We start from the raw sequence: 25,018 nt of genomic DNA on the forward strand, positions 1-25,018 counted from the left end.
GGACGCAAGGGACGGCACAGGGCCGAACGCAAGCGTCGTTGAAAAAATCGGTAACTCGTTGAGAAGTTTTGAAGATCGGGGAAGCTTGGGATGATCGGGACGTCAGGCCCGGTCAGCGCTGGCGAAATTGGGGCTCAAAGGCCCGGTACGGCGTCCAGCATAGGCATCGAACGCGAGCGGGCGGTCTGCGAATAAGACGAAATCATGCAAATCCTCCCCGGTTCGAGCGACAACGCGCATGCTTATAAATGCATCACGGGTGATTTGCAATATGACAACCGCGTGAGCGCGCGAAATCAATCGACGCTAAGTTCAGTGCCACCACTTCAATGCCCCGGGCCGCCCGCTTGCCACGCCGGCGGCTTGTTCAGCAGCACGACCAGAAGACTGAGGCCGACATAGAAAACGGCCAGCATGAAGAAGGCGTCGCCGAACCCCATCACCACCGCCTGGCGGTGGACGATCTGCGATAATTGCTTCATCGCCATCCGCGCGGCGTCGCCCATGCCCTGCATACGCTGGGTGAACATGTTGAGCGTCTCCACCGCGGTGGCGTTGCCCCAGTTCATGCGATCGTGCAGCCGCGAGATGTGCAGATCGGTGCGCTCGTTCAGCACCTGGTTGATCAGCGCGAGCCCCACCGCGCCGCCGAGATTGCGCGTCAGGTTGAACAGGCCGGAGGCGTTCTTGACCCGCTCCGGGGCCAGCGTGCCGAGTGCGATGGTGTTGGTCGGCACCATCGCGAACATCATGCCGACGCCGCGCAGGATTTGCGGGACCAGCAGTTCATAGAAATCATATTCGCGGGTGATCCAGGTCATCAAATAGGAGCCGAGCGCGAAGCTGCAAAGCCCGAAGGCGATGAGGTAACGCATGTCGACCTTGGTCATCAGCCGTCCGACCAGCGGCGCGGTGAGGAACATGGCAACGCCTGAGACGAACATGGTCTCGCCGATCATCAGCGCGCTGTAGCCGCGCACTTCGGCGAGATAACGCGGATAAACATATGTCAGGCCGTACAGCCCGATGCCGACGCAGAACGAGATCAGGCAGCCGATGGCGAAATTGCGGTCGCCGAACGTCCTGATATCGACGATCGGTTCATGCGCGGTCAGCACGCGCCAGAAAAACGCGATCGCGGACACCAGACAGACGGCGGCGCAGGCCGCGACCGACGTATCCTGCAGCCACTGATATTGCGGGCCTTCCTCGAGCACATATTCGAGCGAGCCGAGGAAGCCCGCCATGAACAGCAGGCCCCACCAGTCGAAATGTTCGAGCAGCTTGAAGTTCGGCTCGTCGAAATCGACCAGGATCAGCACGCCGATGGTGATGCCGATGCCCGGAATGATGTTGATGAAGAACAGCCAGTGCCACGACATCAGGTCGGTGATATAGCCGCCGACGGTGGGACCAATCGTCGGCGCCAGCGTCGCGACGAGGCCGATGATCGGGCCGACGATGTAGAATTTCGAGCGCGGAAACACCGTATAGGCGGAGGCGAACACGGTTGGGATCATGCCGGCGCCGAGAAACCCCTGCAGCGCGCGCCACACGATCATCTGCTCGATCGTGGAGGCGAAACCGCAGAAGAAGCTCGCGATGGTGAAGCCGGAGGCGGAGATCGCAAACAGCAGGCGGGTGCCGAACGCACGCGACAGGAACCCGGACAGCGGAATCGCGATCACCTCGGCAATCAGATACGAGGTCTGCACCCACGACACTTCGCTCGAGCTTGCCGAAAGCCCGGCCTGGATCTCGTTCAGCGATGCCGAGACGATCTGGATGTCCAGGATCGACATGAACATCCCGAACACCATGATGAGGAACGCAAACAGCCGCCGCGGCGGGATGCGCTCGTCCGGCACGCTTGCGGCTGGTATCATCGACGGCGATGCGGTGGTGGCGTCTGCCATGATCTGCTCAGGACGCGCGCCGGGCTTAACCCCGGCGCTATAAAATTACTTCGGATGAAGCATCGGCGACGCGTCGAGGTCGGCCTCGTTGTCGGCATCGGCGGCGCCGTCACGGGTGTTGACGGTGGTGTAGACCGACATGCCCGCGCGCAGCAGGTTTTGCTTCGCGACATCCTTCGGCACGCGGATCCGCACCGGCAGCCGCTGCACGATCTTGGTGAAATTGCCGGTGGCGTTATCCGGCGGCAGCAGCGTGAACACCGAACCCGCCGCGGGTGAAATGCTGTCGACCACGGCCGCGAATTTGCGATGGCCGTAGGCGTCCACGGAAATCGTCACGGGCTGGCCGGGACGGATGCGCTTGAGCTGAGTTTCTTTATAGTTGGCGTCGATGAAGACGTCGTTGAGCGGCACCACATTGCCGAGGCGCTGGCCGGCCTGGATGAAATCGCCGGTGTTGACGATGCGGTTGGAGAAGGTGCCGTCGACCGGCGCACGCACCGCGGTGAAGGCGAGATCGCGCTCCGCCTTGGCCAGCGTGGTCTGCAACTCCGCCAGCTGGGCGCGGGCCTCGTTCTGCTGCGCCCTGGTCACCTCGACATTGTCGCGCGCGGCATCAAAGGCCGCCTGCGCCGATTTTACCTGCGCCACACCCTGATCGCGGCCGGCTTCGGAAACTTCAAACGTGGCCCGCGAGGCAAAGCCCTTGGTGCTCAGCGCCTGCTGACGGTCGAAGTCGAGACCTGCGCGCTTCAGCGCCGCTTCCGCGGAGACGAGTTGCGCCTTGGCCTGCTCGACCGCGCTTTCCATCGCCGCCACCTGACGGCCGATGCGGTCGATGGTGGCCTGCTGGGTCGCGATCTTGGTGCGCGCGGCATCCACGGCGATCCGGTAATCGCCGTCATCGATCCTGTAGATCACGTCGCCGGCGCGAACGATTGAATTGTCTGCTGGAATGATCGACGCGATATGGCCGGCGACCCGCGCACCCAGCGTGGTATTATTGGCGCGCACATAGGCGTCGTCGGTCGAGATATAAAAGCGTCCGATGAATGTGTAGTAGACGCCGTAGCTGACGGCCGCGAGTGCCAGCAACGCGAACACGCCCATCATCACGAATTTGCGCTTGCCGGATTTCGGCGTGGCGGGTTGTGCGGCATCGGCGGGCGGTGCGGCCGGCCTGTCGGTTGCCGGCGCGCCTGGAGCAGTTGCCGGCTGGCGCCTGGTTTCTTCCGCAACGTGAGTTCGCAGCTGGTCCGCCAACTCGGCGGGGTCGCGCGCGGCTTCGTCTTCGGCCGTTGCCGCCTCCGGCTCCTGACGAGCCGACGCCTCCGGCTGTTGCCGAACGACACGTGCGGCCTGGTCTCTCGCTGCGGCCATACCCCGGCCTCCCCATTACTCATGCACGGCGCAGACGCAGCCGAAACCCGGCCGTGAAGGCATCGCCACTTCCAGAATTAGCATTGACCGAACCGTTCGGTCAAGATACATTTGCGTGAAGGGACCTTAGAGCGAAAGCACCTTCCCGTGCATATGTCGGGTTGAAATCTTTCCCGAGAAGATAAACCAATGGTTGCAGACACGTCGCATACGCTTGATGTCGTCGCCGACGAGGATTCCTCGAAGCGCCGCCAGATCCTCGATGGCGCGCGGAAAGTGTTCCTGGATCTCGGTTTCGACGGCGCCAGCATGGGCGAGATCGCGCGCTCCGCCGGCGTCTCCAAGGGAACGCTCTACGTCTATTTCGCCGACAAGCACCGCCTGTTCGAAGCCATCGTCGAGGAAGAATCGATCGAACAGGGCAAAACCGCATTCAATTTCGATCCCGACCGCGGCGTCGACATCACGCTGCCGGAATTCGGCCGGGCCTACATCCAGGTGCTTTGTCGGCCCGGCGGCGGCTCGGCGATCCGTACCGTGATGTCGATTGCGGAGCGGATGCCGGAAGTCGGCCGCAGATTTTATGACAATGTGCTGGCCCGCACCGTCAACCGCTTCGCCGCTTATCTTGAGGCGCGGGGGCGACTCGGTGAGCTCGTGATCGACAATTACGAACTCGCGGCCTGGCAATTCATGCAGATGTGCCAGGCGACGCTGTTTCAGGCTTTCATTTTCCAGGCCAAGCCCTCACCGTCGCCAAAGCAGATCGCAACCGTCGTCGACAGCGCAACGCGGGTGTTTCTGACGGCGTATCGGGCGAAGGTGGTGTGAGCTTAACTTCGTAGGGTGGGCAAAGGCGCCCTTGCGCCGTGCCCACCGCTCCATGCGCGAATGCAAGATGGTGGGCACGCGGAGCCTGTCATCGGGCGCGCATTCGCGCGACCCGTTGGCTTTGCCCACCCTACGACTGCAATGACGTCACTCGCGCCCTCCCGTTCGTTCAAATTGTCCGCAACTGCAACCGGGTGCCCCCTCGCCGCGTTTGACCCGTGGGAGGAATCCGCCATGGCAATTTTCGGTCGAAAGCCCCGGCCCTCTCGCCGGCGAACCAACCAGGCTGCATGGATGACCATCGACGGCAGTTTTGCCGCGCGTCAATGCACCGTCATCGACATTTCGGAAGGCGGTGCGCGATTGCGGGTGGAAGACCCGCAATTCGTCAAGCCGCATTTTCATCTGAAGTTCGACCGGGCCTCGCCGGGCAGGGCCTGCAAGGTCGCCTGGAAGAAGGGCGACCTGATCGGGATCAAATTCGTTTAGGCCGGACGGCACCGTCTGCTAGTTTAAGCCGATCCCCGCGACGACCGCCATCGTCATGCGGCGCAGCAATCGACGCCCGCTATGGAACAAGTGTTCCCGCCAGCCGTTGCCTGCGACGAAACCAAATCGACCTTTGATTCAAAAGCCGGGTTCGTATTTGCGCCGACGCAGGCTCGCAAAGCGCAATCATTTGGGAGGCTCGGGGGAAAAATAGGCCATGCGTGTCCTGATCCTTGCCTTGTCGATCCTGGGAATTCTTGTCTGCTCGGACGCTGCCAAGGCGGGGCCCAGCACGACCACGCGCGAGCAGGCCGCATCCGTCGATGAGGCGGTCTTTACCGAAGAAGCAACGCAGGAAACCGAGGATCGGATCGGCCTCGACAAGCGAAAGCGCCGTGACCTGCAGCGCCGGCTGACCCGTCTCGGCTTCGACACCAGGGCCAGCGGAAAGTTCGACGCGCGGACCCGCGCCGTCATCACGCGATGGCAGGCCGCGCGCGACTATCCCAAGACCGGCTTCCTCAACCCGTTGCAGCATCAGGCGCTCCTCAACGAGTCCGCCTCGACGGCGAACGCCAGCATCCGTGACAACAAGTCCGGCGGTAACGAGCGCCGGGCCCGACGTCGCGGAGGCGGCGGCGGTCCGGTCGGTGTGATCGGCGGTGTCGTGGGCGGCGTGGTCGGCGGAATTTTCGGACGCCGGTAGTCCGCAACTAGTCCTGGGCTTGAACTCGGCCGCCGCGACCGGCAGCCAGACGTGGGGCAGTTAGCCGCGCCCCAACACAAATCCGTCATTTGACACTTCGTCTTATTTTGTCAAATTCGTCAAATGAAGCCCCGCGACCGCATCCTCGATGCCGCCATGCTGGTGTTCCGCCGGCAAGGTTTCCGGCGCTCGTCGATCGAGCAGGCGGCGGAGGCCGCCGGCCTGACGCGGCAGGCGCTCTACCATCATTTCAAGTCCAGGGAAGAACTGTTCCGCGCCGTGATCGAGCGGCTGCATGAGAACGCGCTGGCCGCCGAGATCGCGGCGGGCGAGGCCACCGAAAAGGCCGGCGGCGGTCTCGCCGACATCCTGATCGCCGAGATCACCGCGCGGATCGGGCAGTTGATCGCGCCGCTCGAGGGTTCGCCCCATATCGAAGAGCTGTTCTCCGAGCACCTGCTGCAGGCCCGCGACATCTACCAGAAATATGCCGCTCATTATGCCGCGCAGCTGACGTCCACGATCGAACGCGTCTGCCGCAAGCAGCGTCTCGCGATCAACGGCATGACCGCGCCCGACTTCGCGCGCTGCATCGAAATGGCGTTCAACGGCACCAAGTCAGCCTATCCGGCGATGCAGCCGGCCGACGCCTTCCTGCGGGCTTTCGGCATCATGGTGCGCACGCTGGTCGCCGGCGCCGTGAGCCCAGCGCCAAAGCCGCGTTCAAGAGAAGCTGCAGGAAAACCTGCGAGAAAAACTGCAAGAAAACCTGTCGCAAGCAAACCCGCCCGCAAATCAGGAGATCGCAGATGAGTACGATGACGATCAACGGCCGTGTCGCCCCCCTGCCCGACGACCTCGACGCGATGCTGATCGATGTGGTCAGAAGCGATCTCGACCTCACCGGCACCAAGCTCGTCTGCGGCGCCGGCGTTTGCGGCGCCTGCACCGTGCTGGTGGATGGCGCGCCGGTGGCGAGTTGCCTGATGCCGGCCCGCGCCGCCGCCGGCAAGACCGTCACCACGGTCGAGGGCATCGGCGCCGAAAAGCTGCACCCGGTGCAGAAGGCGTTCATGGTGCACGATGCGCTGCAATGCGGGTTCTGCACGCCGGGCTTCATCGTCGAGGCCGCGGCGTTTCACGACCACTGGCGGGCAACACGAGGAACGGCAACACCTTCGCGCGACGACATCGGCGCTGTCCTGTCGGGGCATCTGTGCCGCTGCGGCGCCTATGACGGCATCTTCAGCGCGGTGGCCGCGGCCTGCAGCGGCCAGTTCGACGGCGGCGACATCGTCTCGCCGCGCGTCGAGGCGCGCGACAAGGTGACGGGTGCGGCGAAATATACCGTCGACATCCGTCATGAAGGCCAGCTCGAAGGCGTCATCCTGCGCTCGGAGATCGCGCATGGCAAAATCGGCGAACTCGATTTCGCGCCCGCGCTGGCGCTGCCGGGTGTCGGCGCCGCGATCTCGCTGCTCGCCGAAGACCGTATCGTCCGCTTTGTCGGCCAGCCCATCGCCGCCGTCGCGGCAAGCGACCGCAAGACCGCGCTGGCGGCGATTGCCGCGATCAAAATGTCCAGCGAAAAGCTGCCCTCGGTGATCGGGCTCGATGAAGCCCGCAAGCCGAATGCGCCGGTGGTGTTCGAAAAGGCGGACCGCAAGAAAGCCGGCAACGTCTCCGAAGGCGGCGGCTCGCCGGCGCCGTGGAAGGCGAATATCCGCGGACCCTCGGCGGCGTTCTCGCTCAAGCCCAAGCTGGTGCGAAGCTGGGTCGAAAGCGCGCGTCAGGAGAAAAATCCATTGTTGGTCGAAGGCGTATTCCGCACCGGCACGCAATCGCATACCTGCCTGGAGCCGCACGCCACTGTCGCGCATTTCGAGGGCGACCGCCTCACCGTGCACGCCTCGACGCAGAGCGTGTTCCATCTGATGGAGCTGATCGCCAAGCGCTACAAGCTCGACCACGACAAGATCCGCGTCATCGCCGATCACGTCGGCGGCGGTTTCGGCTCGAAGGCCAGCCTCGGCGCGGAGACGACGATCGCGATCGATCTGGCGCGCGCCGCCAACGCGCCAGTCCGCGTCGCCTTCGACCGCCACGAAGAACTTTCGGTGACCGGCTATCGGCCGGCGTCGGAGGTCAGGATCGCGCTGCTGCCGTCCGAGCAAGGCGGCTTGAAAGCGCTGTCGGTGACCGCCTATGCCGACACCGGCGCCGCGATCAATTCCACCATCGCAACCCTGGCGCGGCTGATCTATCCGGCCGAAGGCAAGGAGCTCGCCGATTTCGACGTCATCAGCAATCTGCCGCCGGGCGCGGCGTTCCGCGGGCCCGGCGGACCACCGATGGCGTTCGCGGTGGAGCAGGCGATCGACGAAGCCGCGCTGCGGATGAAGGTCGATCCGATCGAGCTGCGCAAACGCTGGGATACCGATCCCAACCGGCGGCGGCTTTATGAATGGGCGCAAGGGCTCGACGTCTGGCGCAACCGGAAATCACCGGCCGAGCAGACCGGCCGCTATCGCCGCGGCGTCGGCATCGCCACCGGCTACTGGCTTTATCTCTGGCAACCCGGCTCGAAGGTCGAAGTGTCGGTCAAGGGCGGCCGCCTGATCGCGAGCACCGCGATCCAGGATATCGGAACCGGCAGCCGCACCGTGATCGCGAATACGGTGGCGCGCGAATTCGGCCTTGAACCGCACGAGGTCGAGGTTCACATCGGCGATTCCAAACTGCCGGTAGGCCCGGGCTCGGGCGGCAGCCGCACCACCGCCTCGGTGGTGCCGCCGACATTGCTCGCGATTCAAAAGCTCAAGGCCGCGATCGAAAAAAATGCAAAGCGAAAGCCGGCGCCGGGCTCCAATGCACCGTGGCGCGAATTGCTGGCGGCCTCCCCCGACCTCACCGCATCAGGCGTGCGGCCGGAGGACAGCAACCAGACGGCGCCGGGCGTCGAGTCGCCGCTGAAGCAGGTGGGGATTCTGGGCTGGATCTTCGGCAAGATGATGCGCTGGATGTCCAACATGGTGATCGGCGCCGGCGTGCCGAGTTCGGTGCAGGTGATCGAGGTCGAAGTCGATACCTGGCTCGGCCATGTCCGCGTCCTCAACGTCCACACCGGCATTGCGGTGGGCAAGATCGCAGCGCCGGCACTGGCGCGAAGCCAGGCGGCGGGCTCGGTCATTCAAGGCATCGGCTACGCGCTTTACGAAGCCCGCGAGATCGACGGGCGAACCGGCGATACGCTGAGTGGCGGGCTGGAGGATTATCGGATTCCGGGGATCGCCGACACGCCTGTGATCGACGTGCATTTCGACGAAGCCGGTTTCGATCACGTGCTCGGCGGCAGCGTCGGCATCGGCGAGGTCGCGACCGTGCCGACGTCGCCGGCGGTCGCCAACGCGATCTACAACGCCACCGGCATCCGGCCGATGGAGTTGCCGATCCGGCCTGATCGTTTGATATCGGCCCTGAAAGGGAGGGCCGCCGCATGACACCAGCCATGACGACCGAATTCCGCGCCGCCGGCACTGATCTTTCCGAACGCCGCCGCAGCGGCGTCTCGAAGGGCCCGCTGATGGATATCGTGCCCGCGTCTGACATCTCGGGCATGAACTGGGGCGCCGACGGCACGCTGCGCATCGGCGCCTACACGACCATCGCCGCAATCGCCGCCGATCGAAGCATTGCCGCCGCCTATCCCGGCATTGCGGCATCGGCGCAGGGCCTCGCGACACCGCAGATCCGCCATCTCGCCACGCTCGGCGGCAATATCGCGCAGCGTTCACGCTGCTGGTATTTTCGAAATCCGCATATCGCCTGCCTGAAAAAGGGCGGCACCGATTGTCCGGCCCGGAGCGGCAATCATCTCTATCATGTCGCGTTCGATCTCGGCCCCTGCGTGGCGCCGCACCCTTCCACGATGGCGGCGGCGTTGCTGGCCTATGACGCGACCATCATCACCTATACGCGAAGCGGGCTTTCGATCCCGGATGTGCTCGGCGACGGCTCCAACGGCACCGTCGACAATTTGTTGCAGCCGGGCGAGATGATCCGGGGCATTGAACTGCCCAAGCCCTTGGAAGGCGAGCGCGCGGTTTACAAGCGCGCGATCAGCCGCGCCTATGCGGAATGGCCGCTGGTCGAGATCTGCGCCCGCGCGGTCATCAATGACGGCACGTTCCAGTTCATCCGCCTCACCGCCGGCGGCATCGCGCCGGTGCCGCTGCGGCTGAAGGCGGCGGAAGGCGCCGTGCAAGGCAAGGCGGCCAATGCGTTGAACATTGAAGTAGCCGCCAAGCTTGCGACCTCGGGCGCAAAGCCGTTGCCGATGACGGGCTACAAGCTCGATCTCCTGGAAGGCGTGGTGCGGGATGTGCTGGAGAAGTTGGCTGCGTAAGATTTCGTAGGGTGGGCAAAGGCGCGCAGGCGCCGTGCCCACCATTACAACCGCGCGTGCCGATCGATGGGTACGCTTCGCTTTGCCCACCCTACAGACCTGGGGCTAATGCCCGTCGAACTCGTCTTCTTCGTTGACCTTGCTGGAGTGCCGGTGCGCCCTCCTGCCGCCGAGCGAACCCGTCATGTAGGGTTCGCGCGATGACGCGTAGGAACTGCGCCCTCCGGCCCTACCCGCGACCTGATCGCCGGAGACCGCTGCCGGCTGGCAGATCACCCGCCCGCTGGATCGGCGCATCAGATCGACGTGGATGTGGTCCTCGTGGTGACGGTTGGAGCCCGGCGCCAGCACGGTGTTGAACTGCTGGCAGGCGCTCGCCTGCACATCGCGCAGAAAGCCCTGCTCTTCCGGCATGCCGCGCCAGCCGCCCTTTACCGTCACGCGCCTGCCATCGGCCAGCGTAAAGGAGGCGATATCGAGCGCGTTGCCAAAAGCGTGTTCGGAAATATGCGAGTTCGGATTGCCGTTCATGCCGCGGCAGGAATAGGCGGAGATCTGCCTGATCTCGACCACGCGCACGCCGAACCAGCGCTGAGCGGCAGGCTGCACCGAATCGGCAAGCCAGCGGTCGAGCACCGAGACGATCGGACAGGCCAGCGTCGCGGTCGGCTTGATCGCGACCGGTCCCACCGTGTTGACGGGATCGCCCAGCGTCGGCCCGAGCCGCGGCGGCGGCGCGGCGGCGGGCGCCTGCGAATAGGGTGCCGGTGAATAATTCGGGGATGACGGGTAGCGGTCGCGCGGCGGATAGGAAGGCGCGGCCATGTAAGAGCCGCGCGGGTCGCGCGATTGCGGCGCGCCTTCGGCCGGCAGATCGATTTCGTCGTCCTGCTGGGCCACGCCCGGCGCGGTCAGCGAGATCGGCCCGTTGGACGGCGCGCCATAGCTCGGCTGGCGCAGCGCCGTATCGGAATAGGTCTGCGACGGTGCGGCGGCAGGCGCCGGCCGGACCGGCCAGCGCGGCTGGTTGCCGATCGTGCCGGGCGGCCGCAACTCGTCGGCGAAACCGAAACTGGGGCTGCCTTCGCCGAGGGCTGCGACTTTCAGCGGAAATTGCGCGCCACAGGCGCCGGGACCGGAAATCGGGTCAATCCGGACCAGTTCGGGGGTCTCCTTGACCGCTCCGGACTTCAGGCATGCGACCTCGGCCTCGGCCCGCCACGGTTCACGCTCGGCGGACTGAAACAGTCCGCGGCCGCAACCCGCCAAGGAGACAAGGACGAAGGAGCCGACGAGATACAAACGAACTCCACGCGTCATCCGCGCACGTTCGGCGAATTTATTTAAGAAGTCTTCAACACGTTGATTTCATGAATCATTTACCATGTTGCCCGAAGCGGCCCGCTGTGGACAGGCGGGGATGGACAGCAACGCTGACTTGTTTGGGCCGGGAACGCTTTGTTAGCCTAAAGCGTTATGAGCGGGCACGACGTGAACCAAGGGAGTATTCCCATATGACCATGGTCAGCAGACTGAGCGTTGTAACCGCGTATCTCGCATTCGCCTTCGTCGGCGCCATTGTGATCGGCGTGTTCTAGGCTTCCCCTTCCAGGCGTGAAGCCAATCGAAAACTGTTCGCCCGGTGGTCACTCCACCGGGCATTTTCATGCGTGATGACTACGACCGCGGCTCCGCAAAAGTCTGTCGCGATGACATCAGGCTTTCCGCTGTAGTGGTGATCGGCCTAGCGTTGATCCGCCGCCAGTTATTGCCCGAGCAGTAGAAGCGGCCGAGCGCGCAGGCTTCGACGCGCAGCGTGTTCTGGCCTTTCAAATCCATGGTGCCGTAATAGGTGTCGCCGCTGGCCTGGCTGTAGACGCTGCCGGTCCACTGCTTCTCGCTTTTCGGCTTCATGTTGATCAGGACGGCCTCACCCTTGTCGTTGGAGGACGAATTGAGCACGTAGCCGCACAGCGCGTTGCCGCATTTGGCGATACGTACCGATCCCTTGCCTTCGGTCTGCCAGTCTCCAACAGGCGTGTCGGCATCGTCGGCGAAATCATGCGAGACCCGCGAAATCTGCGGCACGGCCACCGGCGTCGGGCGCGCCGGCTCGGCCGGCTTCGCAACCGGTGGCGCAGGCGGCGGTGGTGGCGCGGGCGGAACAGCGAGTGTTGCCGGCGGAGCGGGCGACTGCGGCACAGGCACGATTTGCGTCGCGGCGGCGGCCGGCCTGTACACGGCCGGCGGCGGAGCGGTTACGGATTGAACCGGCGGCGGCGCGACCGCCGGTGCGGTTGGTAATGTCCTCGTCGACTCGCTGATCCTGCGATCATCGCGATAGCGATCACCGTCGTTGTAACGATCACGGTCGTCATAACGACCTCGGTCGTCATAGCGATCCCGGTCGTTATAACGACCTCGGTCGTCATAACGAATGCGGTTGCGCGAGGTGCCCGAAATAGAAACCGACGCGCAGGAGGTCGAACGGCAATATCTGGACGCGTCGATCTGGATGCGATGGCCGCCGACCACGAATGAGATCGAGTCGCCGGCATAGGCGGGCGGACTGAGCAGCATTAGCGCGGCGAGAAAACAGAAACGCTTCATCGGACCCTCCCCGGATTAAGCGCAAAGGCTAGGCCGCGGGCGGTTCCCTGGATGTGATTTGCGTCACCTGGCTCCCCGTGACCTACGTCACAGAAGGCGCGGCCGGCCGGGCATAGGGTCCCGCGCAAGTTCATCGCCAACCAATTCAAGCCGCCCAGGAGGCTCTCATGAAGAAGCTCTACATCCTCGCAGCCCTGCTGTTGGCCACCACCTCGGCCCATGCCGGTGGCATCTCGTTCCAGATCGAAGGCCAGCGCGTCTACATCGAAGCGCCGCGCGGCTGTGCCTCGCTGTCCTGCATCAACATCACGGCGCCCGGCTTCAAGGGCCTCAAGTCCAACCGCTACGACGATGATGACGATGTCGCACCGGCGCCGGCACGGCCTGCGTACAGCGACTCCAAGCGCTATAATGACGATGATTACGCCCCGGCGGCCGGCAAGCCCCGTTACAAGGGTTACCAGGCGAAGCGCTACAACGACGATGACTATGCGGCAGCGCCTCCAAGGCAGGACCGCCTTCCGGCCCCGGCTCCTGATCAGGCGGCGGCACCTGCCCCCGCCCCGGCTCCGGCTCCGACCACCTACGCCGCCGCGCCTCCGCAAGCCGACGTCGCACCGCCGGCACCTCCTCCGGCTGCCGAGCAGGCGCCTGCCAGGTACTCAGCTCCGGCTCCGGTTGACGCTGGCCCCGCATTCGATCCGAACTCGCCGATCGGCGTCTGGGCCACCGAAGAAAACAAGGGCAATGTCCGCATCGAGCAGTGCGGCGACAATCTCTGCGGCTACGCCGTCAAGACCGGCGAAAAGATCCTGATCAACATGAGACCGCAGGGCTCGAAATGGGCCGGCCGGATCAACGATCCCGATAGCGGCCGCAAGTACGACTCGACAATGTCGATGAAGAGCAACGGCTCGCTCCGCGTGCAGGGCTGCGCCTTCGGCGGCATGTTCTGCGGCGGCCAGACCTGGAAGCGCGTGAGCTGATCTTTCTTCAAGCTGGACGTGAAAGGGCCTCGTGACACGTCACGCGGCCCTTTTCGCGTTTCCATTCGTTAACGACTCCTTACTCGCGATCGACGACGAAACAATTCTCCGCGCGACGAAACCGTTTTGGTCCCGCGACGAAGAAATCCCGAAACCAAGCCCGCGTAGTTCTCTTGCCCAACGAGGCGCCACCCGGCGCGCAACTCGGGCGCACCACTCACCAAACCTGCAAGAGGGACACATCATGGCTTTCGCACGCTCCACCATCCGTAACTGCCAATTGCTGATCGCGGCCACGCTTGCGTTCGGGATGCTGACCACCGTTTCCCAGGCCCATACGCCAGAGCAGGAACAGATGTGCGCCGGCGACGCGATGCGGCTGTGCGGAGCGGAAATTCCTGATGTCGATCGCGTCACCGCCTGCATGATCCGGCAGCGCGCGTCGCTGAGCGACGGCTGCAAGGCCGTATTCCGCTACGAGCCCCCGGCCGCGACACCCGTCAGCTACGCGCCGTCGGCCAAGCCGTCGAAGCCGATGAACCTGACCCCGCACAAGCGCGGCTGATCAACACTCTATGTAAGCTGAGATGGCGCCATGCCCGGCGATGCCGGACGTGGCGCTTGTCCGTTTTGCCTGACCATGACAACAAGGCGGAAACGTTCATCCCGCATTCAGCCAGGCAGCGCTGAAATCTCACCGCCGCTCCTCGCCCTCGTCTCTCCCTGGTTTCCCGCCCTGATTTCCCGGAACTCCCCTTGATGCTGCGCCGGTTGCTAGTCGCGCTTCTGCTGTTGGTTTGCGGTACGCTGGTTGGCGCGACGAACGGTTTCGCTGGCCCCTCCGTCACAGCACGATCAGCGCAAGCCCAACCTGCACCCGCACAGCCTGCGGCACAGGCCGCGCCCGATCCGGCGGCGCCCGCCGCCGACGCACAACAGGCCTCGGAAGAGCCGATCGGCAATGTCGCGACCGTGATCGGCAGCGCCAGCGTGATCCGCAACAACGAGACCACACCGCTCAAGGTCAAGGACGACATCTATCTCAACGACGTCGTGCAGACCGGTGCAAAATCCTCGCTCGGCATCACCTTCAGCGACGCCACCACCTTTAACCTCAAGGCGAATTCGCAGATCACCATCGACAGCTATGTCTATGAGGATGGCGGCAAGCAAAATGCCGGCGTATTCGACGTCGCCAAGGGCACGGTCGCCTTCGTCGCCGCCGCCGTCGCCAAGACCGGCGACATGAAAATCACCACGCCGACCGCGACGCTGGGCATTCGCGGCACCACCGGCCTCGTTGAGGTGCCGGAAGGTGCGGCCGCCAACAGCCCGAACAACGTCGCGATCAAACTCTATCCCGACGCCGACGGCAGGGTTGGACGCATCGAGGTCAACGACCGCGCCGGCGCGCGGCTGGGTTTCCTCAGCCAGGGCTCCAGCGGCTTTACGATTCGTCCAGGCAGCGGCGGCGTACGCTTTGCCGCGGTGCCGCTGACGATTTCGCCGCAGCAAATGCTGCGCGATCAGGGCTTTGTGCGCCAGGTACACTCGACGCAAAATCTCGGCCGCCGCGTCTTCAACGAGCAGCGCGATTTCCGCCGCGCCAACCCCGGCTTCAATCGTGGCAACGCACCGCGCCGCGGACCGCAGCAAAACGGATTGCCGGGACAGAACCGCACCGGGCAACAACCGGGCTTACAGAATCGTCCCGGGCAACAGCAACAGCCGGGCCAGCAGAACCGTCCCGGACAACAGCAGCAGCCGGGCCGGCTGAACCGTCCCGGGCAACAACAATTGCAGAACCGGCCGGGCCAGCCGCAGCAGTTGCAGCAACCGGGCTCGCCTAACCGGCAGGGTCAGCAGCTGCAGCGGCCGGGATCGACGCCATCAGGTTCGCCGCGAGAGACCGGCTTGCCGCCGCGACCCGGTCAGCCGCAACAACCGGCGACGGCCGGACGATCGGGCGCGCCCGCGCAAACCGGTGCACCTTCGCAAGCCGGCGGACCGCAGCGCGTCCAGCAGCCCGGCGGTCAACAACAGGGCGTTCAGCAACCGGGCTTCCGGCAAGGCCTGCGACCGGGCGGCATGCAGGCTGCGCCCGGTGTGCTGCGGCAGGGTCAGCCGGTGAGACCTGCGCCCGGATCACGCGTGCCATCGCCAAGGGGAAGCAAGCCGCCGAAGGACGTGCGGTAGGTGTGGCCTAACCTCGCCCCGCTTGCGGGGAGAGGTCGGATTGCGAAGCAATCCGGGTGAGGGGGTACAGGTCTCACCAATTATAGCGTGCTCGCCGAGAGAGCCCCTCACCCCAACCCTCTCCCCGCAAGCGCGGGGCGAGGGAGTCTAAAGATCACGCCGCGCGACGAAACCAGTCTCGCATCTTCTGCACGAGGCTGCGCCGATCCCGAGCTTCGCTGATCGTTTCAATTCGGATTGGCTCCGGTGTACGAGCGATGGACGTGCCGCTCTGCGCAATGCCCGCCGCCATCGCGATCGGCCCGACATTTTCCAGAAACGCGCGCTCATACCCCCGCGACAGCCGCTCGACCGCATCGGCCAGCGGCAGCCACTCGACCGCCTTGACGTCGCGCATCAGCTTGCGGACGGGCTCGGCGCCGGCCTCCATGCGCCAGAAGTGCACGACCTTGGAGCCGCCACGGGATTCGTAAACCAGCGTGCCGAGGAACTCGTGTACGGCGACATCGTGGCCGGTCTCTTCATTGACTTCGCGCTCGGCCGCATCGCGCGGCGTCTCACCGCGATCGAGCTTGCCCTTCGGCAGAACCCATTCGTTGCGCTTGCGCAGGCGCACGATCGCGACCAGCGGCGTCGCCGCCTGCCGCAATACAATGCCTCCCGCCGCCAGCACAGGCGTCCGCGCCATCGCCATCTTCTCCGATTGTCGTTGGAATACTCCACACATAGAGAATTTCACGCGGCGATGCTACCGTCCGTGTTCGTCAGCCCAGAGAAGCCGCCATGCACGACAAAACCGCCAGAACCGTCGGCGCTCTGTTGATCGGATCAGCCGGAAAGGTCCTTCTCGGCTTGCGCGCGCCCTCGAAAAAGGTTTGGCCAGGCCATTGGGACACGATCGGCGGGCATGTCGAGGACGGCGAGAGCCTCGATGACGCTCTGGTCCGTGAGGTTCAGGAAGAGACAGGCGTAACGCCCACTCAATTCCGCCTGATCGCGACGGTCCGGGAACGGCAGCCCGAACGATATGGCGATGCGCTCCATCACATCTACGCCGTGACCGCCTGGCAAGGCGGCGATCCCGCCAATATGTGCGACGAACACACGGAGCTGCGATGGTTCAGCATCGGCGAAATGCGCGCACTCGTGAACATCGTGGATGCCGACTATCCCTCCCTTGCCGAGCTCGGCATAGCAGGAGGCGTCCGCGCCTGACGGCCGGCACGCAGCAAACGCAGGGCCGCCTCGCGGCGGCCTCCGTGATTTTGATTTACTGAGCATCGCCGCCTTGTCGTTTCGACGCTGACGACGCGGTCAGCCCTTGCGTGCCATTGTTGCAAGTCCTTCTCCGATTGACTTCAGGGCGTCGGAGAACGCGCTTCGGAACATGGCGCCACCGGAGACGGACTCAAGCTTCCTTCAAGACTTGCTCGCCCAATGTGCGCTGGTTTCCATTGATCGACTTGCCGGTCTGCGTCATCGCACTGCTCCCGTGTTTGCTGCGGAGGTATTAGCGGAGGCAAGATAATCGCACCATGTGTAGTGGGCCTCGGTGATCCAGCTCACAGTCGCGGCAGAGTCCCGCAGAGCACCACCATCATCCCTTTGGTTTCCGCAGCAACGCCTCGCCGGCACGAACGCGCGCGCCGTCTGCGACGTTGTCGGCAAACTCAAAATGTTCCGGCGCCAGCACGATGATGGTCGAGCCGTGCTCGAACCAGCCGAGCTCATCGCCCTTGCGCATGCTGGCGGCGCACGGGAAATCCACCGGCCCCCTGCTCTGCGCGTTCAGCGTCACATCGAGGAAGTGCAGGCGGATGCTGGCGACCAGGATCGCGGCGACCGGCACCAGCGTCAGCGCTTCGCCGGAGGCAAGCCGCGTCTCGAGCACCGCGCGTTCGTTCCTGCAGAACAGCCGCTCCACCCTTTTCAACGCAATCGGATTGACGTTCCAGACGTCGCCATGGATGAACCTCACCCGCTCGATCGTGGCGTCATAGGGCGCATGAAAGCGGTGATACATGCTCGAGGTCAGCCGCAGCGTGAGATAACGGCCGTTGCGGTGACGCTCCACCAAAGCGGGATCGCCGAGCAGGTCCAGCAGCGAATACGGCGCGCCCTTGATCTGGAACAGTTTTGTGTCCTCGATCCGGCCGAACGCGCCAATGATCCCGTCGGAGGGGCTGGCGACGACGCCCGGATCCGGGTCGGCGGGGCGCAGGCCCGGGCGCAACTCGCGGGTAAAGCAATCGTGCAGGCTCTTGAACTCGGTCTTCTTCGCCTCCGACAGGTCGAGATCGGAAAACAGCCGCCAGCAGGCGATCGAGGCGTCCCGGACAAACGGGTTCTCGATCTTGCTGAACCACCCCATGAAACGGGTGACGGCCGCCCGGGGAATCCGGTTGGTCAGCAGGAAATTGAGGTCTTCCTGCTGGGTAAAGGCCGAAATCAGGCCTTTGACTGTCATGAATCTGTTAGCAGGATTAGCTAGCGCTGGTGGCATGGATTCGCCCCTTTCGATTCTGTCGCTGTCCGCCGTTGCGATTGCCGGCGCCGCGGTGACCTTCCCCAAATTGCAGGCGCGGCTGGCGCTGTCGCGCGCCAAACACCGCTCGCTGACCGGACATTCCAAGATGTCCAAGATGGTGGCGCGGCTGATGCCGCATTACGAATTCGATATCGGCGAGTTCTTCTGTTCCGACGGCGCGCCGGCCGATGTCGCGGCGCAGCGCCAGGACGGCTTCTTCCGTCTCGCCGGCGTCTATCAGCACCGTTATCCCAAGGGCCGGCAGATGACCGCCGAGGCGGCCGAGCACATTTCCGACCTGCAATTCACCGAAGCCTACCGGGTGCCGTTCCAGTACAGCCGCCTGGTGCGCGAGCATCTTTCCACCAGCGCCTTCGTGCAATCCTCTTCCGGCGTCACCGTTACCGATGTCGACGGCAATGTCTCCTACGACCTGACCGGCTCGTACGGCGTCAACATTTTCGGCAACGACTTCTACAAGGACTGTATTACCGAGTCGGAAAAGCGCGCGCATGCGCTCGGGCCGGTGCTCGGCCCCTATCACCCCGTCATCACCGATAACGTCAAACGGCTGTGCGAGATTTCCGGCCTCGACGAAGTCTCGTTCCACATGTCCGGCACCGAGGCCGTGATGCAGGCGGTCCGGCTGGCGCGCTACCACACCAGGCGCACCCATCTGGTTCGCTTTGCCGGCGCCTATCACGGCTGGTGGGGCGACGTGCAGCCCGGCGTCGGCAATCCGGTGTCGCCGCACGAGACCTATACGCTGGCCGACATGTCGGAGCGGACGCTGCACGTTTTGAAGACGCGCCGCGACATCGCCTGTGTGCTGGTCAATCCACTGCAGGCACTGCACCCGAACGCCAACGCGCCCGGCGATTCCGCGCTGGTCGACAGCTCCCGTTCCGGCAATTTCGATCGCGCCGCCTATACCGAATGGCTGAAGAAGCTGCGCGAAGTCTGCACCGAACGCGGCATCGTTCTGATCTTCGACGAGGTCTTTGTCGGCTTCCGCCTCGCCGCCGGCGGCGCGCAGGAATATTTCGGCGTCCGCGCCGACATGGTGACCTATGGCAAGAGCCTGGCCGGTGGACTTCCGGTCGGCGTGGTGTGCGGCCGCAAGGATTTGATGCGGCGTTTTCGCGACGATCGCCCCGCAGACATCTGCTTTGCCCGCGGCACCTTCAATTCGCATCCCTACGTCATGACGGCGATGGACGAATTCCTCGGCCGGCTCGCCAGCCCCAATTTCAACTCGGTCTATAACGGGCTGGACGAGACCTGGAACGCGCGCGCCAAGACGCTCAACGACCGGCTCACCGCGCAGGACCTTCCGGTGCGCGTCAGCAATCTGTCGTCGATCTGGATGGTGCATTATACCGAGCCGTCCCGTTACAACTGGATGCTGCAATATTACCTGCGCGCCGAAGGGCTGGCGCTGAGCTGGGTCGGCACCGGCCGGCTGATCTTCAGCCTGAACTATACCGATGACGATTTTGCCGCGGTCGCCGACCGTTTCGTTAGCGCTACCGAGAAGATGAAGCGCGACGGCTGGTGGTGGCGCGATGCGGGCCTCACCAACAAGAACATCAAGCGGCAGATTCTGAAAGAGATGTTCACGCGAAAGCGGCGTCGGTAGATCGACTGCAGACCGCGAACTCAACTCTATCTCCGTCATCCTGAGGTGCGCGCTCTTGCACGCCTCGAAGGACGACGGCCCGGCTGGTGGCCGCACACCCTTCGAGGCTCGCTGCGCTCGCACCTCAGGGTGACGGAAATTCAAGGTAGCCAAGCTCCAAAGACGTGGATGCCCGGCACAAGGCCGGGCATGACGCGCATTCGATAAGTTCAAAATCAACTCTCAGGCGTGCTTGACGTGCTTTTCCAGGCCCGGGTCGATCAGCTCGCCCTTCATCAGGGCGATCGGCGCCTTGTAGTAGAGCTTGAGGTCGCTGAACGGGTCGGTCACGATCTTGGTCATCCAGACAAGGCCGGTCTCGACGTCGCGGATGAAGAACAAATGGATGGTGCGGAACAGCAGCCCGCCGATACCGATCGCCAGCCAGATCTTGGCGACCTGACGCATGAAGTCCGCCGTCGTCTCCCACGGCGCGAACATGCCGAACAGGGTCGGATCGACATACAGCACCGCCGGCGACAGCGCCCAGATCACCATCAGCACGACCTTGCGCTGCAGATTGTAGCCGACCTTGATCTCTTCCTTGTGCTCGTGGGTGGCGTGGTTGACGTGGTCATAGCCCTTGGGCTCGAAGAAGAAATGCCCGGCCTGGCGTGACGTCATCGACACCAGCCAGCCGACCAGCGCCGACACCACCGGGTCGATGAAGAGCATGACGTAGGCGAACAGAAAGCTCGCGGCGCTGACGAAGTGCAGCGACTGGTTGATGCGGCTGTGGTGATAGTAACGATGGTCGTCCCAACGCTGGGTTCGCAGTTCCTGCATGAAGTTCTTGATCATGATCTCCCCCAAAATTCTTTCGGGTTAAGGATTAACGGGATTCGATGTCCGGCGTATGACATCATCGAAATGTCATATGAAGTTTCGCGGCGCCGCATTGACGCAGCGCCGCGGCGGCGCGCTACGCAGCTTTCGCGACGTCGATTTTCCGGAAACGCACCAGCGAGAAGTGACCGAGCGGCGGCACCAGGCGGCGCTCCGCCAGCTCCATGCCGCGCGCGCCTGATAGCCACTGCGCGTAGCGCGACCACGCGAACTCGGCGGTGCGGAAGCCGAGCGGGCGAACCACCGGCTGCAGGCGCTGCTCGATGAAGCGGCGCACGCCGGCGTCCGCACTGACGCGGGTCAGGATGATGAGTTCACCGCCCGGGCGCAGCACGCGGGCGAATTCGTCGAGCGCCGCCTCCGGGTTCGGCACGGCCGTGACGACATATTGCGCCATCACGACGTCGAAGGAGTTGTCGGGGAATTCGAGTTTCTCGGCGTCCATGACAGCCAGGCCCTCGACGTTCTTCAGCTTGAGTTCGTCGACGCGCTTCCTGGCCTTCTGCAGCATCGCTTCCGAAATGTCGGTGCCGAAGATGCGCAAGTGCGGTGCGTATTGCGGCAGCGAGATGCCGGTGCCGACACCGACCTCGAGCACGCGGCCGCCGATCTTGTTGGTGGCCTGGATCGCCGCCTTGCGGCCCTTGCTGAACACGCCGCCGAAAACGAGGTCGTATACCGGTGCCCAGCGGTCGTAGGCCTGCTCGACCGTCTCGCGGTCGAAGTCCAACGCCCTGGTGCCGTCAAGTTTGATGATGTCTGCCATGGTCTGCCTTCTCGTCTCTCTTCAAAAGTAGATTGAACTAACCCTGTACGGCGCTGGTGCCGGGGATGCGGCGCGCCGGCAGCGTGGCGCGGCTGGGCTGCAGCGCGGCCAGATTGCCGATGAACTGACGGGCGCTGTTTTCCCAGGAACGCCCCAGCGCAAAGTTCCGGCAGGTCTCGCGCGACATCGTCAGCGCGCGCAGGCAGGCACTGCGCAGATCCCAGTCCAGCGCACCGATCGGATGATCGGAGATGACGTCCAAAGGCCCGGTGACCGGAAACGCCGCAACCGGCGTGCCGCAAGCGAGCGCTTCCAACTGGACGACGCCGAAGGTGTCAGTGAGGCTCGGAAACACAAAGACATCGGCAGCGGCGAGATGCGACCTGAGATCCTCGCCCTTCTTCTCGCCGAGGAAGACGGCGTGCGGATATTTCTGCGCCAGTTGCGCCCGCTGCGGCCCGTCGCCGACAACGACTTTCGTTCCCGGCAGGTCGAGCGCGAGAAACGCCTCGAGATTCTTTTCGACCGCAACCCGGCCCATGGTCATGAAGATCGGCCGCGGCAGGTCGATCGTGGCCGGGCTCTCAGGCGAGAACAAATCGGTGTCGACGCCGCGGGTCCAGAAGCCAAGCTTGCGAAAACCGCGCTCGCTCAGCTCCTGCCGCAATGAGGCGGTCGCGACCATGGTGGTCGACGCCGCCGCATGAAAATGCCGCAACAAAGCGTAGCCGACGCTGGCCGGGATCATGGTGCGGACCGCGACATATTCCGGGAAGCGCGTGGTGTAGGACGTGGTGAACGCGAGCTTGTGGCGGCGGCAATAGCCGCGCACCGCCCAGCCGATCGGGCCTTCGGTCGCGATATGAATTGCCTCGGGCGCCGCCGCCTCGATCCGGCGAGCGATCTCGCGGCGGTTCGGCAGCGCGATGCGCAAGCCGGGATAGGTGGGAACGCCGACGGACGGAAATCCGTCGGGCGTCAGGAAGCTGATCTCGGCGTCAAGCTTGGACGCACTGCGCGCCAGCGAGGTTAACGTCCGGACAACGCCATTCACCTGCGGATGCCAGGCGTCGGTTGCTATCAATACCCGCATGTCGGGACCCCGGGATTATCCATGATTCTCACTTCCCGACGTTGGTTCATGGATATTTCAAGCGTATGACGTCATCGATCTGTAAGGATGTTTTTCCCGTCACCCCGGCGCTTTTTCGTGTAACGTGACAGTACGATGTCAAACCCGAACGCAAATTCCGCCCCATCCCGCCCACGCCGGAAGCGAAAGAACAATTCGCTGCTGGTGCTCGCCGCCGGAATTTTCATTTTCGGCGCCGCCGCCGCCACGCTCTATTACCTGTTGCAGCCGACTACCTTGCGGATCGCGGTTGGCCCGCCCGGAAGCGACGATCAGAAACTGATCCAGCTGATGGCGCAGACCTTCGCGCGCGACCACAGCTCGGTTCGGCTGTCGCTCGTTTCGACCCCGGGCGCGGTCGAGAGCATCGCGCTGTTCAACAGCGGCAAGGCGGACCTTGCGGTGGCGCGCGGCGATCTGAACCTGCCGGCCAATGCCGAGTCGGTCGCCATCCTGCGCAAGAACGTCGTGGTGCTGTGGGCGCCTTCAGGCATCGCGCCGAAAGGCTCGAAGAAAACGCCGGCGGCCAAGATCAAGAGCCTCGACGAACTCGCCGGACATCGCGTCGGCGTCGTCGGACGAACCGAGGCCAACGTCAAGCTACTGCGCACGATCCTGACCGAGGCCGGCATCAAGGTCGACAAGGTGACGATCACCCAGTTCGGCGTCAATCAGCTCGCCGAGATGGCGCGCGACCAGACCGTCGACGCGTTCATGACGGTCGGCCCGCTCAACAGCAAGATCACCGTGGACGCGATCAACGCCACCGTAGCGGTCCGAGGCGAACCGAAATTTCTCCCGATCGACGTGTCGGAGACGATTTCGAAGAAGCACCCGGTCTATGAAGCCGAAGAAATTCCCGGCAGCATCTTCGCATCATCGCCGGCGCGCCCCGAAGACAAGATCGATACCGTCAGCGTCAACCATTTGATCATCGCGCCGAAGTTGCTGTCCGACACCGCGGTCGGCGCACTCGCACGCCAGATCTTTACCCACCGCCAGCAGCTCGCGCGCGAACTGCCGAGCGCCTCGCAAATCGAGAAGCCGGACACCGACAAGGACGCCGCGCTGCCCGCGCATACCGGCGCTGCCGCCTATATCGACGGCAACGAGCGGACGTTCCTCGAGAGAAACAGCGACTATCTCTGGTTCGCGATCATGGTGTTCTCGGGCATCGGCTCGGCCTGGGCGTGGCTGCAGCATTACTGGAAGCGCGAAGAGCGCGAGCAATATGCCGGGCATCGCGACAATCTGCTCGACCTGATTTCGAAGGCGCGCACGGCACAAACGCCCGAAGAACTGTTCGAGATGCAGGGTACGGCGGATGCGCTGTTGCGCGAGGCGCTCGACTTTCACGAGGAGGGTGCGATCGAGGACGGGGAATTAGCCGCCATCGGGCTGGCGCTCGAACAATTCCACCATGCGGTGACCGACCGCCGCGCCATGATCGGCACGGCCGAACCCGACATGCAGCGGCTGCGGGCGCTACAGAGCTAAAAGCGTTTTCGAGCGAAGTGGATGCCGGTTCGCGTAAAGAAAACGCGTCAAAACAAGAGTCTGGAGAACTGCGGCTTTTTCTCCATTTTTTTAATGCTTTGCGCACGAACTGCGCTCCCGCCGCCGTCTCCAAACCCCTGCGACGAAGCCGTCCTGAAACAATTCCCTAACGCGACGAAACCATTTTGGCGACATTGTGCAAATGTCCTGAAACGGTTGGCCTGTACTGGATTGCCTCAACGACGCGCTGGAACTGGCGCGACAGGGCGCAAACTGAAGGGGACGACCGATGTTCAACTCATTCAAACTGAATACCCGCCTCGCCGCCGCCGCTTTCGGCGCCATCGCGATTGGCGCAACCGCATTATCTACACCCGCCGCCGCAGCCCCGCTGCCGCTGTTTCCCTTCTTCATGGCGCCCCCGGTTGAAGCCGCTCCGCCGCCGGTCGCGGTTGCTCCCTCGCAGGATGAAGAGCGCTTCGAGCTGCCCGCCCGCCTGCGCCGCCAGGTCGTGAACTACAACACCCGCGAAGCTCCAGGCACCATCATCATCGACACCCCCAACACCTATCTCTATCTGGTGATGGGCAACGGCCAGGCGATGCGCTACGGCATCGGCATCGGCCGCGACGGCTTCACCTGGTCCGGCACCCAGACGATCACCAAGAAGGCGGAATGGCCGGCATGGACGCCGCCCCCGGAAATGATCGCCCGCCAGCCCTACCTGCCGCGCCACATGACCGGTGGCCCGGGTAACCCGCTCGGCGCGCGCGCGATGTATCTCGGCGGCACCATCTATCGCATCCACGGCACCAATGCTCCGGAGACGATCGGCACCCGCGTTTCCTCCGGTTGCCTGCGCCTCACCAATGAAGACGTCAGCGACCTCTACTCGCGGGTCAGCGTCGGCACCAAGGTGATCGTGCTGCCGATGACGGATCGCCGCGCCGACCTCGGCCGCACCATCCGCTAAGGCGTTCCGTCTTCAATATCTGAAAACGGCTCCGGCATTCGCCGGAGCCGTTTTTGCGTTGCGGAGTTCACTGCCGCCGG

The 25,018-nt window shown here is 64.0% G+C and carries 22 protein-coding genes; 13 read left to right on the plus strand and 9 right to left on the minus strand.

The window, feature by feature from the left end; genetic code table 11:
* Positions 1 to 326: 326 nt before the first annotated feature.
* Together JQ575_RS14180 and JQ575_RS14185 are read right to left on the minus strand one after the other, a co-directional pair.
* The gene (locus tag JQ575_RS14180) at positions 327 to 1,916 is read right to left on the minus strand and encodes a DHA2 family efflux MFS transporter permease subunit (RefSeq protein ID WP_212033802.1); all 1,590 of its coding nucleotides are present in this window, start codon (positions 1,914 to 1,916) and stop codon (positions 327 to 329) included.
* 45 nt (positions 1,917 to 1,961) lie between these two features.
* A complete protein-coding gene (locus JQ575_RS14185; RefSeq protein WP_212033803.1) occupies positions 1,962 to 3,296 on the minus strand; it encodes an HlyD family secretion protein in 1,335 nt (444 codons plus the stop codon).
* Positions 3,297 to 3,485: 189 nt separating this feature from the next.
* On the opposite strand from JQ575_RS14185, the gene JQ575_RS14190 reads away from it, so the two are divergent.
* The 6 genes from JQ575_RS14190 to JQ575_RS14215 all read left to right on the plus strand — a co-directional run bounded on the left by JQ575_RS14190 (position 3,486) and on the right by JQ575_RS14215 (position 9,727).
* A complete protein-coding gene (locus tag JQ575_RS14190) occupies positions 3,486 to 4,127 on the plus strand; it encodes a TetR/AcrR family transcriptional regulator (protein WP_212033804.1) in 642 nt (213 codons plus the stop codon).
* A gap of 234 nt (positions 4,128 to 4,361) precedes the next feature.
* Positions 4,362 to 4,616 carry a PilZ domain-containing protein gene (locus JQ575_RS14195; protein WP_212033805.1) on the plus strand — a complete coding sequence of 85 codons (255 nt, stop codon included), beginning with the start codon at positions 4,362 to 4,364 and terminating at the stop codon, positions 4,614 to 4,616.
* 217 nt (positions 4,617 to 4,833) lie between these two features.
* Positions 4,834 to 5,322, plus strand: coding sequence for a peptidoglycan-binding domain-containing protein (locus tag JQ575_RS14200; protein ID WP_212033806.1), 489 nt, complete (start codon positions 4,834 to 4,836; stop codon positions 5,320 to 5,322).
* A 123-nt stretch (positions 5,323 to 5,445) separates the two neighbouring features.
* Positions 5,446 to 6,135 carry a TetR/AcrR family transcriptional regulator gene (locus JQ575_RS14205; protein ID WP_212033807.1) on the plus strand — a complete coding sequence of 230 codons (690 nt, stop codon included), beginning with the start codon at positions 5,446 to 5,448 and terminating at the stop codon, positions 6,133 to 6,135.
* A complete protein-coding gene (locus JQ575_RS14210) occupies positions 6,132 to 8,822 on the plus strand; it encodes a molybdopterin-dependent oxidoreductase (protein ID WP_212033808.1) in 2,691 nt (896 codons plus the stop codon). The genes JQ575_RS14205 and JQ575_RS14210 overlap by 4 nt, the downstream gene beginning before the upstream one ends.
* Positions 8,819 to 9,727: a xanthine dehydrogenase family protein subunit M gene (locus JQ575_RS14215; protein ID WP_212033809.1), complete on the plus strand. Its 909-nt coding sequence runs from the start codon at positions 8,819 to 8,821 to the stop codon at positions 9,725 to 9,727. Before JQ575_RS14210 ends, JQ575_RS14215 begins: the two co-directional genes overlap by 4 nt.
* 105 nt (positions 9,728 to 9,832) lie before the next feature.
* Here JQ575_RS14215 and JQ575_RS14220 read toward each other — a convergent pair whose 3' ends face one another.
* Together JQ575_RS14220 and JQ575_RS14225 are read right to left on the minus strand one after the other, a co-directional pair.
* Entirely contained in the window at positions 9,833 to 11,047 is a 1,215-nt protein-coding gene (locus JQ575_RS14220) for an extensin family protein (protein ID WP_212033810.1), read from the minus strand.
* A 357-nt stretch (positions 11,048 to 11,404) separates the two neighbouring features.
* Complete coding sequence (locus tag JQ575_RS14225; protein ID WP_212033811.1) at positions 11,405 to 12,337, minus strand: DUF2147 domain-containing protein; 933 nt, start codon at positions 12,335 to 12,337, stop codon at positions 11,405 to 11,407.
* Between the two features lie 167 nt (positions 12,338 to 12,504).
* Here JQ575_RS14225 and JQ575_RS14230 point away from each other — a divergent pair, with 167 nt between their 5' ends.
* From JQ575_RS14230 to JQ575_RS14240, 3 genes are all read left to right on the plus strand, one after another.
* Positions 12,505 to 13,323, plus strand: a complete 819-nt coding sequence (locus JQ575_RS14230; protein ID WP_212033812.1) for a DUF2147 domain-containing protein — start codon at positions 12,505 to 12,507, stop codon at positions 13,321 to 13,323.
* A 244-nt stretch (positions 13,324 to 13,567) separates the two neighbouring features.
* Positions 13,568 to 13,888, plus strand: coding sequence for a hypothetical protein (locus tag JQ575_RS14235; RefSeq protein ID WP_249166651.1), 321 nt, complete (start codon positions 13,568 to 13,570; stop codon positions 13,886 to 13,888).
* 194 nt (positions 13,889 to 14,082) lie between these two features.
* Positions 14,083 to 15,519 (plus strand): FecR domain-containing protein, encoded by a 1,437-nt coding sequence (locus JQ575_RS14240; RefSeq protein WP_212033813.1) that lies wholly within the window; start codon positions 14,083 to 14,085, stop codon positions 15,517 to 15,519.
* 154 nt (positions 15,520 to 15,673) lie between these two features.
* Here the strand turns inward: JQ575_RS14240 and JQ575_RS14245 are convergent, their stop codons facing one another.
* Positions 15,674 to 16,207, minus strand: a complete 534-nt coding sequence (locus JQ575_RS14245; protein WP_212033814.1) for an NUDIX hydrolase — start codon at positions 16,205 to 16,207, stop codon at positions 15,674 to 15,676.
* 95 nt (positions 16,208 to 16,302) lie between these two features.
* Between JQ575_RS14245 and JQ575_RS14250 the strand changes: the two genes are divergently transcribed.
* Entirely contained in the window at positions 16,303 to 16,734 is a 432-nt protein-coding gene (locus tag JQ575_RS14250) for an NUDIX hydrolase (protein WP_212033815.1), read from the plus strand.
* A 382-nt stretch (positions 16,735 to 17,116) separates the two neighbouring features.
* Here the strand turns inward: JQ575_RS14250 and asd are convergent, their stop codons facing one another.
* Positions 17,117 to 17,986 (minus strand): archaetidylserine decarboxylase, encoded by an 870-nt coding sequence (asd, locus tag JQ575_RS14255; protein WP_212033816.1) that lies wholly within the window; start codon positions 17,984 to 17,986, stop codon positions 17,117 to 17,119.
* Positions 17,987 to 18,020: 34 nt separating this feature from the next.
* On the opposite strand from asd, the gene JQ575_RS14260 reads away from it, so the two are divergent.
* A complete protein-coding gene (locus tag JQ575_RS14260) occupies positions 18,021 to 19,685 on the plus strand; it encodes an aminotransferase class III-fold pyridoxal phosphate-dependent enzyme (RefSeq protein WP_212033817.1) in 1,665 nt (554 codons plus the stop codon).
* A gap of 222 nt (positions 19,686 to 19,907) precedes the next feature.
* On the opposite strand, the gene JQ575_RS14265 is transcribed toward JQ575_RS14260, so the two are convergent.
* From JQ575_RS14265 to JQ575_RS14275, 3 genes are all read right to left on the minus strand, one after another.
* Positions 19,908 to 20,525, minus strand: coding sequence for a hypothetical protein (locus JQ575_RS14265; protein ID WP_212033818.1), 618 nt, complete (start codon positions 20,523 to 20,525; stop codon positions 19,908 to 19,910).
* A gap of 121 nt (positions 20,526 to 20,646) precedes the next feature.
* Positions 20,647 to 21,336, minus strand: coding sequence for a class I SAM-dependent methyltransferase (locus JQ575_RS14270; RefSeq protein WP_212033819.1), 690 nt, complete (start codon positions 21,334 to 21,336; stop codon positions 20,647 to 20,649).
* Positions 21,337 to 21,373: 37 nt separating this feature from the next.
* Positions 21,374 to 22,429, minus strand: coding sequence for a glycosyltransferase family 1 protein (locus tag JQ575_RS14275; protein WP_212033820.1), 1,056 nt, complete (start codon positions 22,427 to 22,429; stop codon positions 21,374 to 21,376).
* A 135-nt stretch (positions 22,430 to 22,564) separates the two neighbouring features.
* Between JQ575_RS14275 and JQ575_RS14280 the strand changes: the two genes are divergently transcribed.
* Positions 22,565 to 23,965: a TAXI family TRAP transporter solute-binding subunit gene (locus tag JQ575_RS14280; protein WP_212033821.1), complete on the plus strand. Its 1,401-nt coding sequence runs from the start codon at positions 22,565 to 22,567 to the stop codon at positions 23,963 to 23,965.
* Positions 23,966 to 24,254: 289 nt separating this feature from the next.
* Positions 24,255 to 24,938, plus strand: coding sequence for a L,D-transpeptidase (locus tag JQ575_RS14285; protein ID WP_212033822.1), 684 nt, complete (start codon positions 24,255 to 24,257; stop codon positions 24,936 to 24,938).
* Positions 24,939 to 25,018: the final 80 nt, after the last annotated feature.

The sequence above is a fragment of the Bradyrhizobium sp. JYMT SZCCT0428 genome, assembly GCF_018131075.1.
In the GTDB taxonomy this organism is placed as follows: Bacteria; Pseudomonadota; Alphaproteobacteria; order Rhizobiales; family Xanthobacteraceae; genus Bradyrhizobium.

Excerpts from the sequence above, each read along its gene's own strand:
- JQ575_RS14250 (WP_212033815.1), top strand. The coding sequence starts at position 16,303 with ATGCACGACAAAACCGCCAGAACCGTCGGCGCTCTGTTGATCGGATCA.
- JQ575_RS14280 (WP_212033821.1), top strand. The coding sequence starts at position 22,565 with ATGTCAAACCCGAACGCAAATTCCGCCCCATCCCGCCCACGCCGGAAG.
- JQ575_RS14200 (WP_212033806.1), top strand. The coding sequence starts at position 4,834 with ATGCGTGTCCTGATCCTTGCCTTGTCGATCCTGGGAATTCTTGTCTGC.
- JQ575_RS14285 (WP_212033822.1), top strand. The coding sequence starts at position 24,255 with ATGTTCAACTCATTCAAACTGAATACCCGCCTCGCCGCCGCCGCTTTC.
- JQ575_RS14205 (WP_212033807.1), top strand. The coding sequence starts at position 5,446 with ATGAAGCCCCGCGACCGCATCCTCGATGCCGCCATGCTGGTGTTCCGC.
- JQ575_RS14195 (WP_212033805.1), top strand. The coding sequence starts at position 4,362 with ATGGCAATTTTCGGTCGAAAGCCCCGGCCCTCTCGCCGGCGAACCAAC.
- JQ575_RS14275 (WP_212033820.1), bottom strand. The coding sequence starts at position 22,429 with ATGCGGGTATTGATAGCAACCGACGCCTGGCATCCGCAGGTGAATGGC.
- JQ575_RS14215 (WP_212033809.1), top strand. The coding sequence starts at position 8,819 with ATGACACCAGCCATGACGACCGAATTCCGCGCCGCCGGCACTGATCTT.
- JQ575_RS14265 (WP_212033818.1), bottom strand. The coding sequence starts at position 20,525 with ATGATCAAGAACTTCATGCAGGAACTGCGAACCCAGCGTTGGGACGAC.
- JQ575_RS14210 (WP_212033808.1), top strand. The coding sequence starts at position 6,132 with ATGAGTACGATGACGATCAACGGCCGTGTCGCCCCCCTGCCCGACGAC.
- JQ575_RS14220 (WP_212033810.1), bottom strand. The coding sequence starts at position 11,047 with ATGACGCGTGGAGTTCGTTTGTATCTCGTCGGCTCCTTCGTCCTTGTC.
- JQ575_RS14225 (WP_212033811.1), bottom strand. The coding sequence starts at position 12,337 with ATGAAGCGTTTCTGTTTTCTCGCCGCGCTAATGCTGCTCAGTCCGCCC.
- JQ575_RS14245 (WP_212033814.1), bottom strand. The coding sequence starts at position 16,207 with ATGGCGCGGACGCCTGTGCTGGCGGCGGGAGGCATTGTATTGCGGCAG.
- JQ575_RS14260 (WP_212033817.1), top strand. The coding sequence starts at position 18,021 with ATGGATTCGCCCCTTTCGATTCTGTCGCTGTCCGCCGTTGCGATTGCC.
- asd (WP_212033816.1), bottom strand. The coding sequence starts at position 17,986 with ATGACAGTCAAAGGCCTGATTTCGGCCTTTACCCAGCAGGAAGACCTC.
- JQ575_RS14190 (WP_212033804.1), top strand. The coding sequence starts at position 3,486 with ATGGTTGCAGACACGTCGCATACGCTTGATGTCGTCGCCGACGAGGAT.
- JQ575_RS14240 (WP_212033813.1), top strand. The coding sequence starts at position 14,083 with ATGCTGCGCCGGTTGCTAGTCGCGCTTCTGCTGTTGGTTTGCGGTACG.
- JQ575_RS14270 (WP_212033819.1), bottom strand. The coding sequence starts at position 21,336 with ATGGCAGACATCATCAAACTTGACGGCACCAGGGCGTTGGACTTCGAC.
- JQ575_RS14185 (WP_212033803.1), bottom strand. The coding sequence starts at position 3,296 with ATGGCCGCAGCGAGAGACCAGGCCGCACGTGTCGTTCGGCAACAGCCG.
- JQ575_RS14180 (WP_212033802.1), bottom strand. The coding sequence starts at position 1,916 with ATGGCAGACGCCACCACCGCATCGCCGTCGATGATACCAGCCGCAAGC.
- JQ575_RS14235 (WP_249166651.1), top strand. The coding sequence starts at position 13,568 with ATGGCTTTCGCACGCTCCACCATCCGTAACTGCCAATTGCTGATCGCG.
- JQ575_RS14230 (WP_212033812.1), top strand. The coding sequence starts at position 12,505 with ATGAAGAAGCTCTACATCCTCGCAGCCCTGCTGTTGGCCACCACCTCG.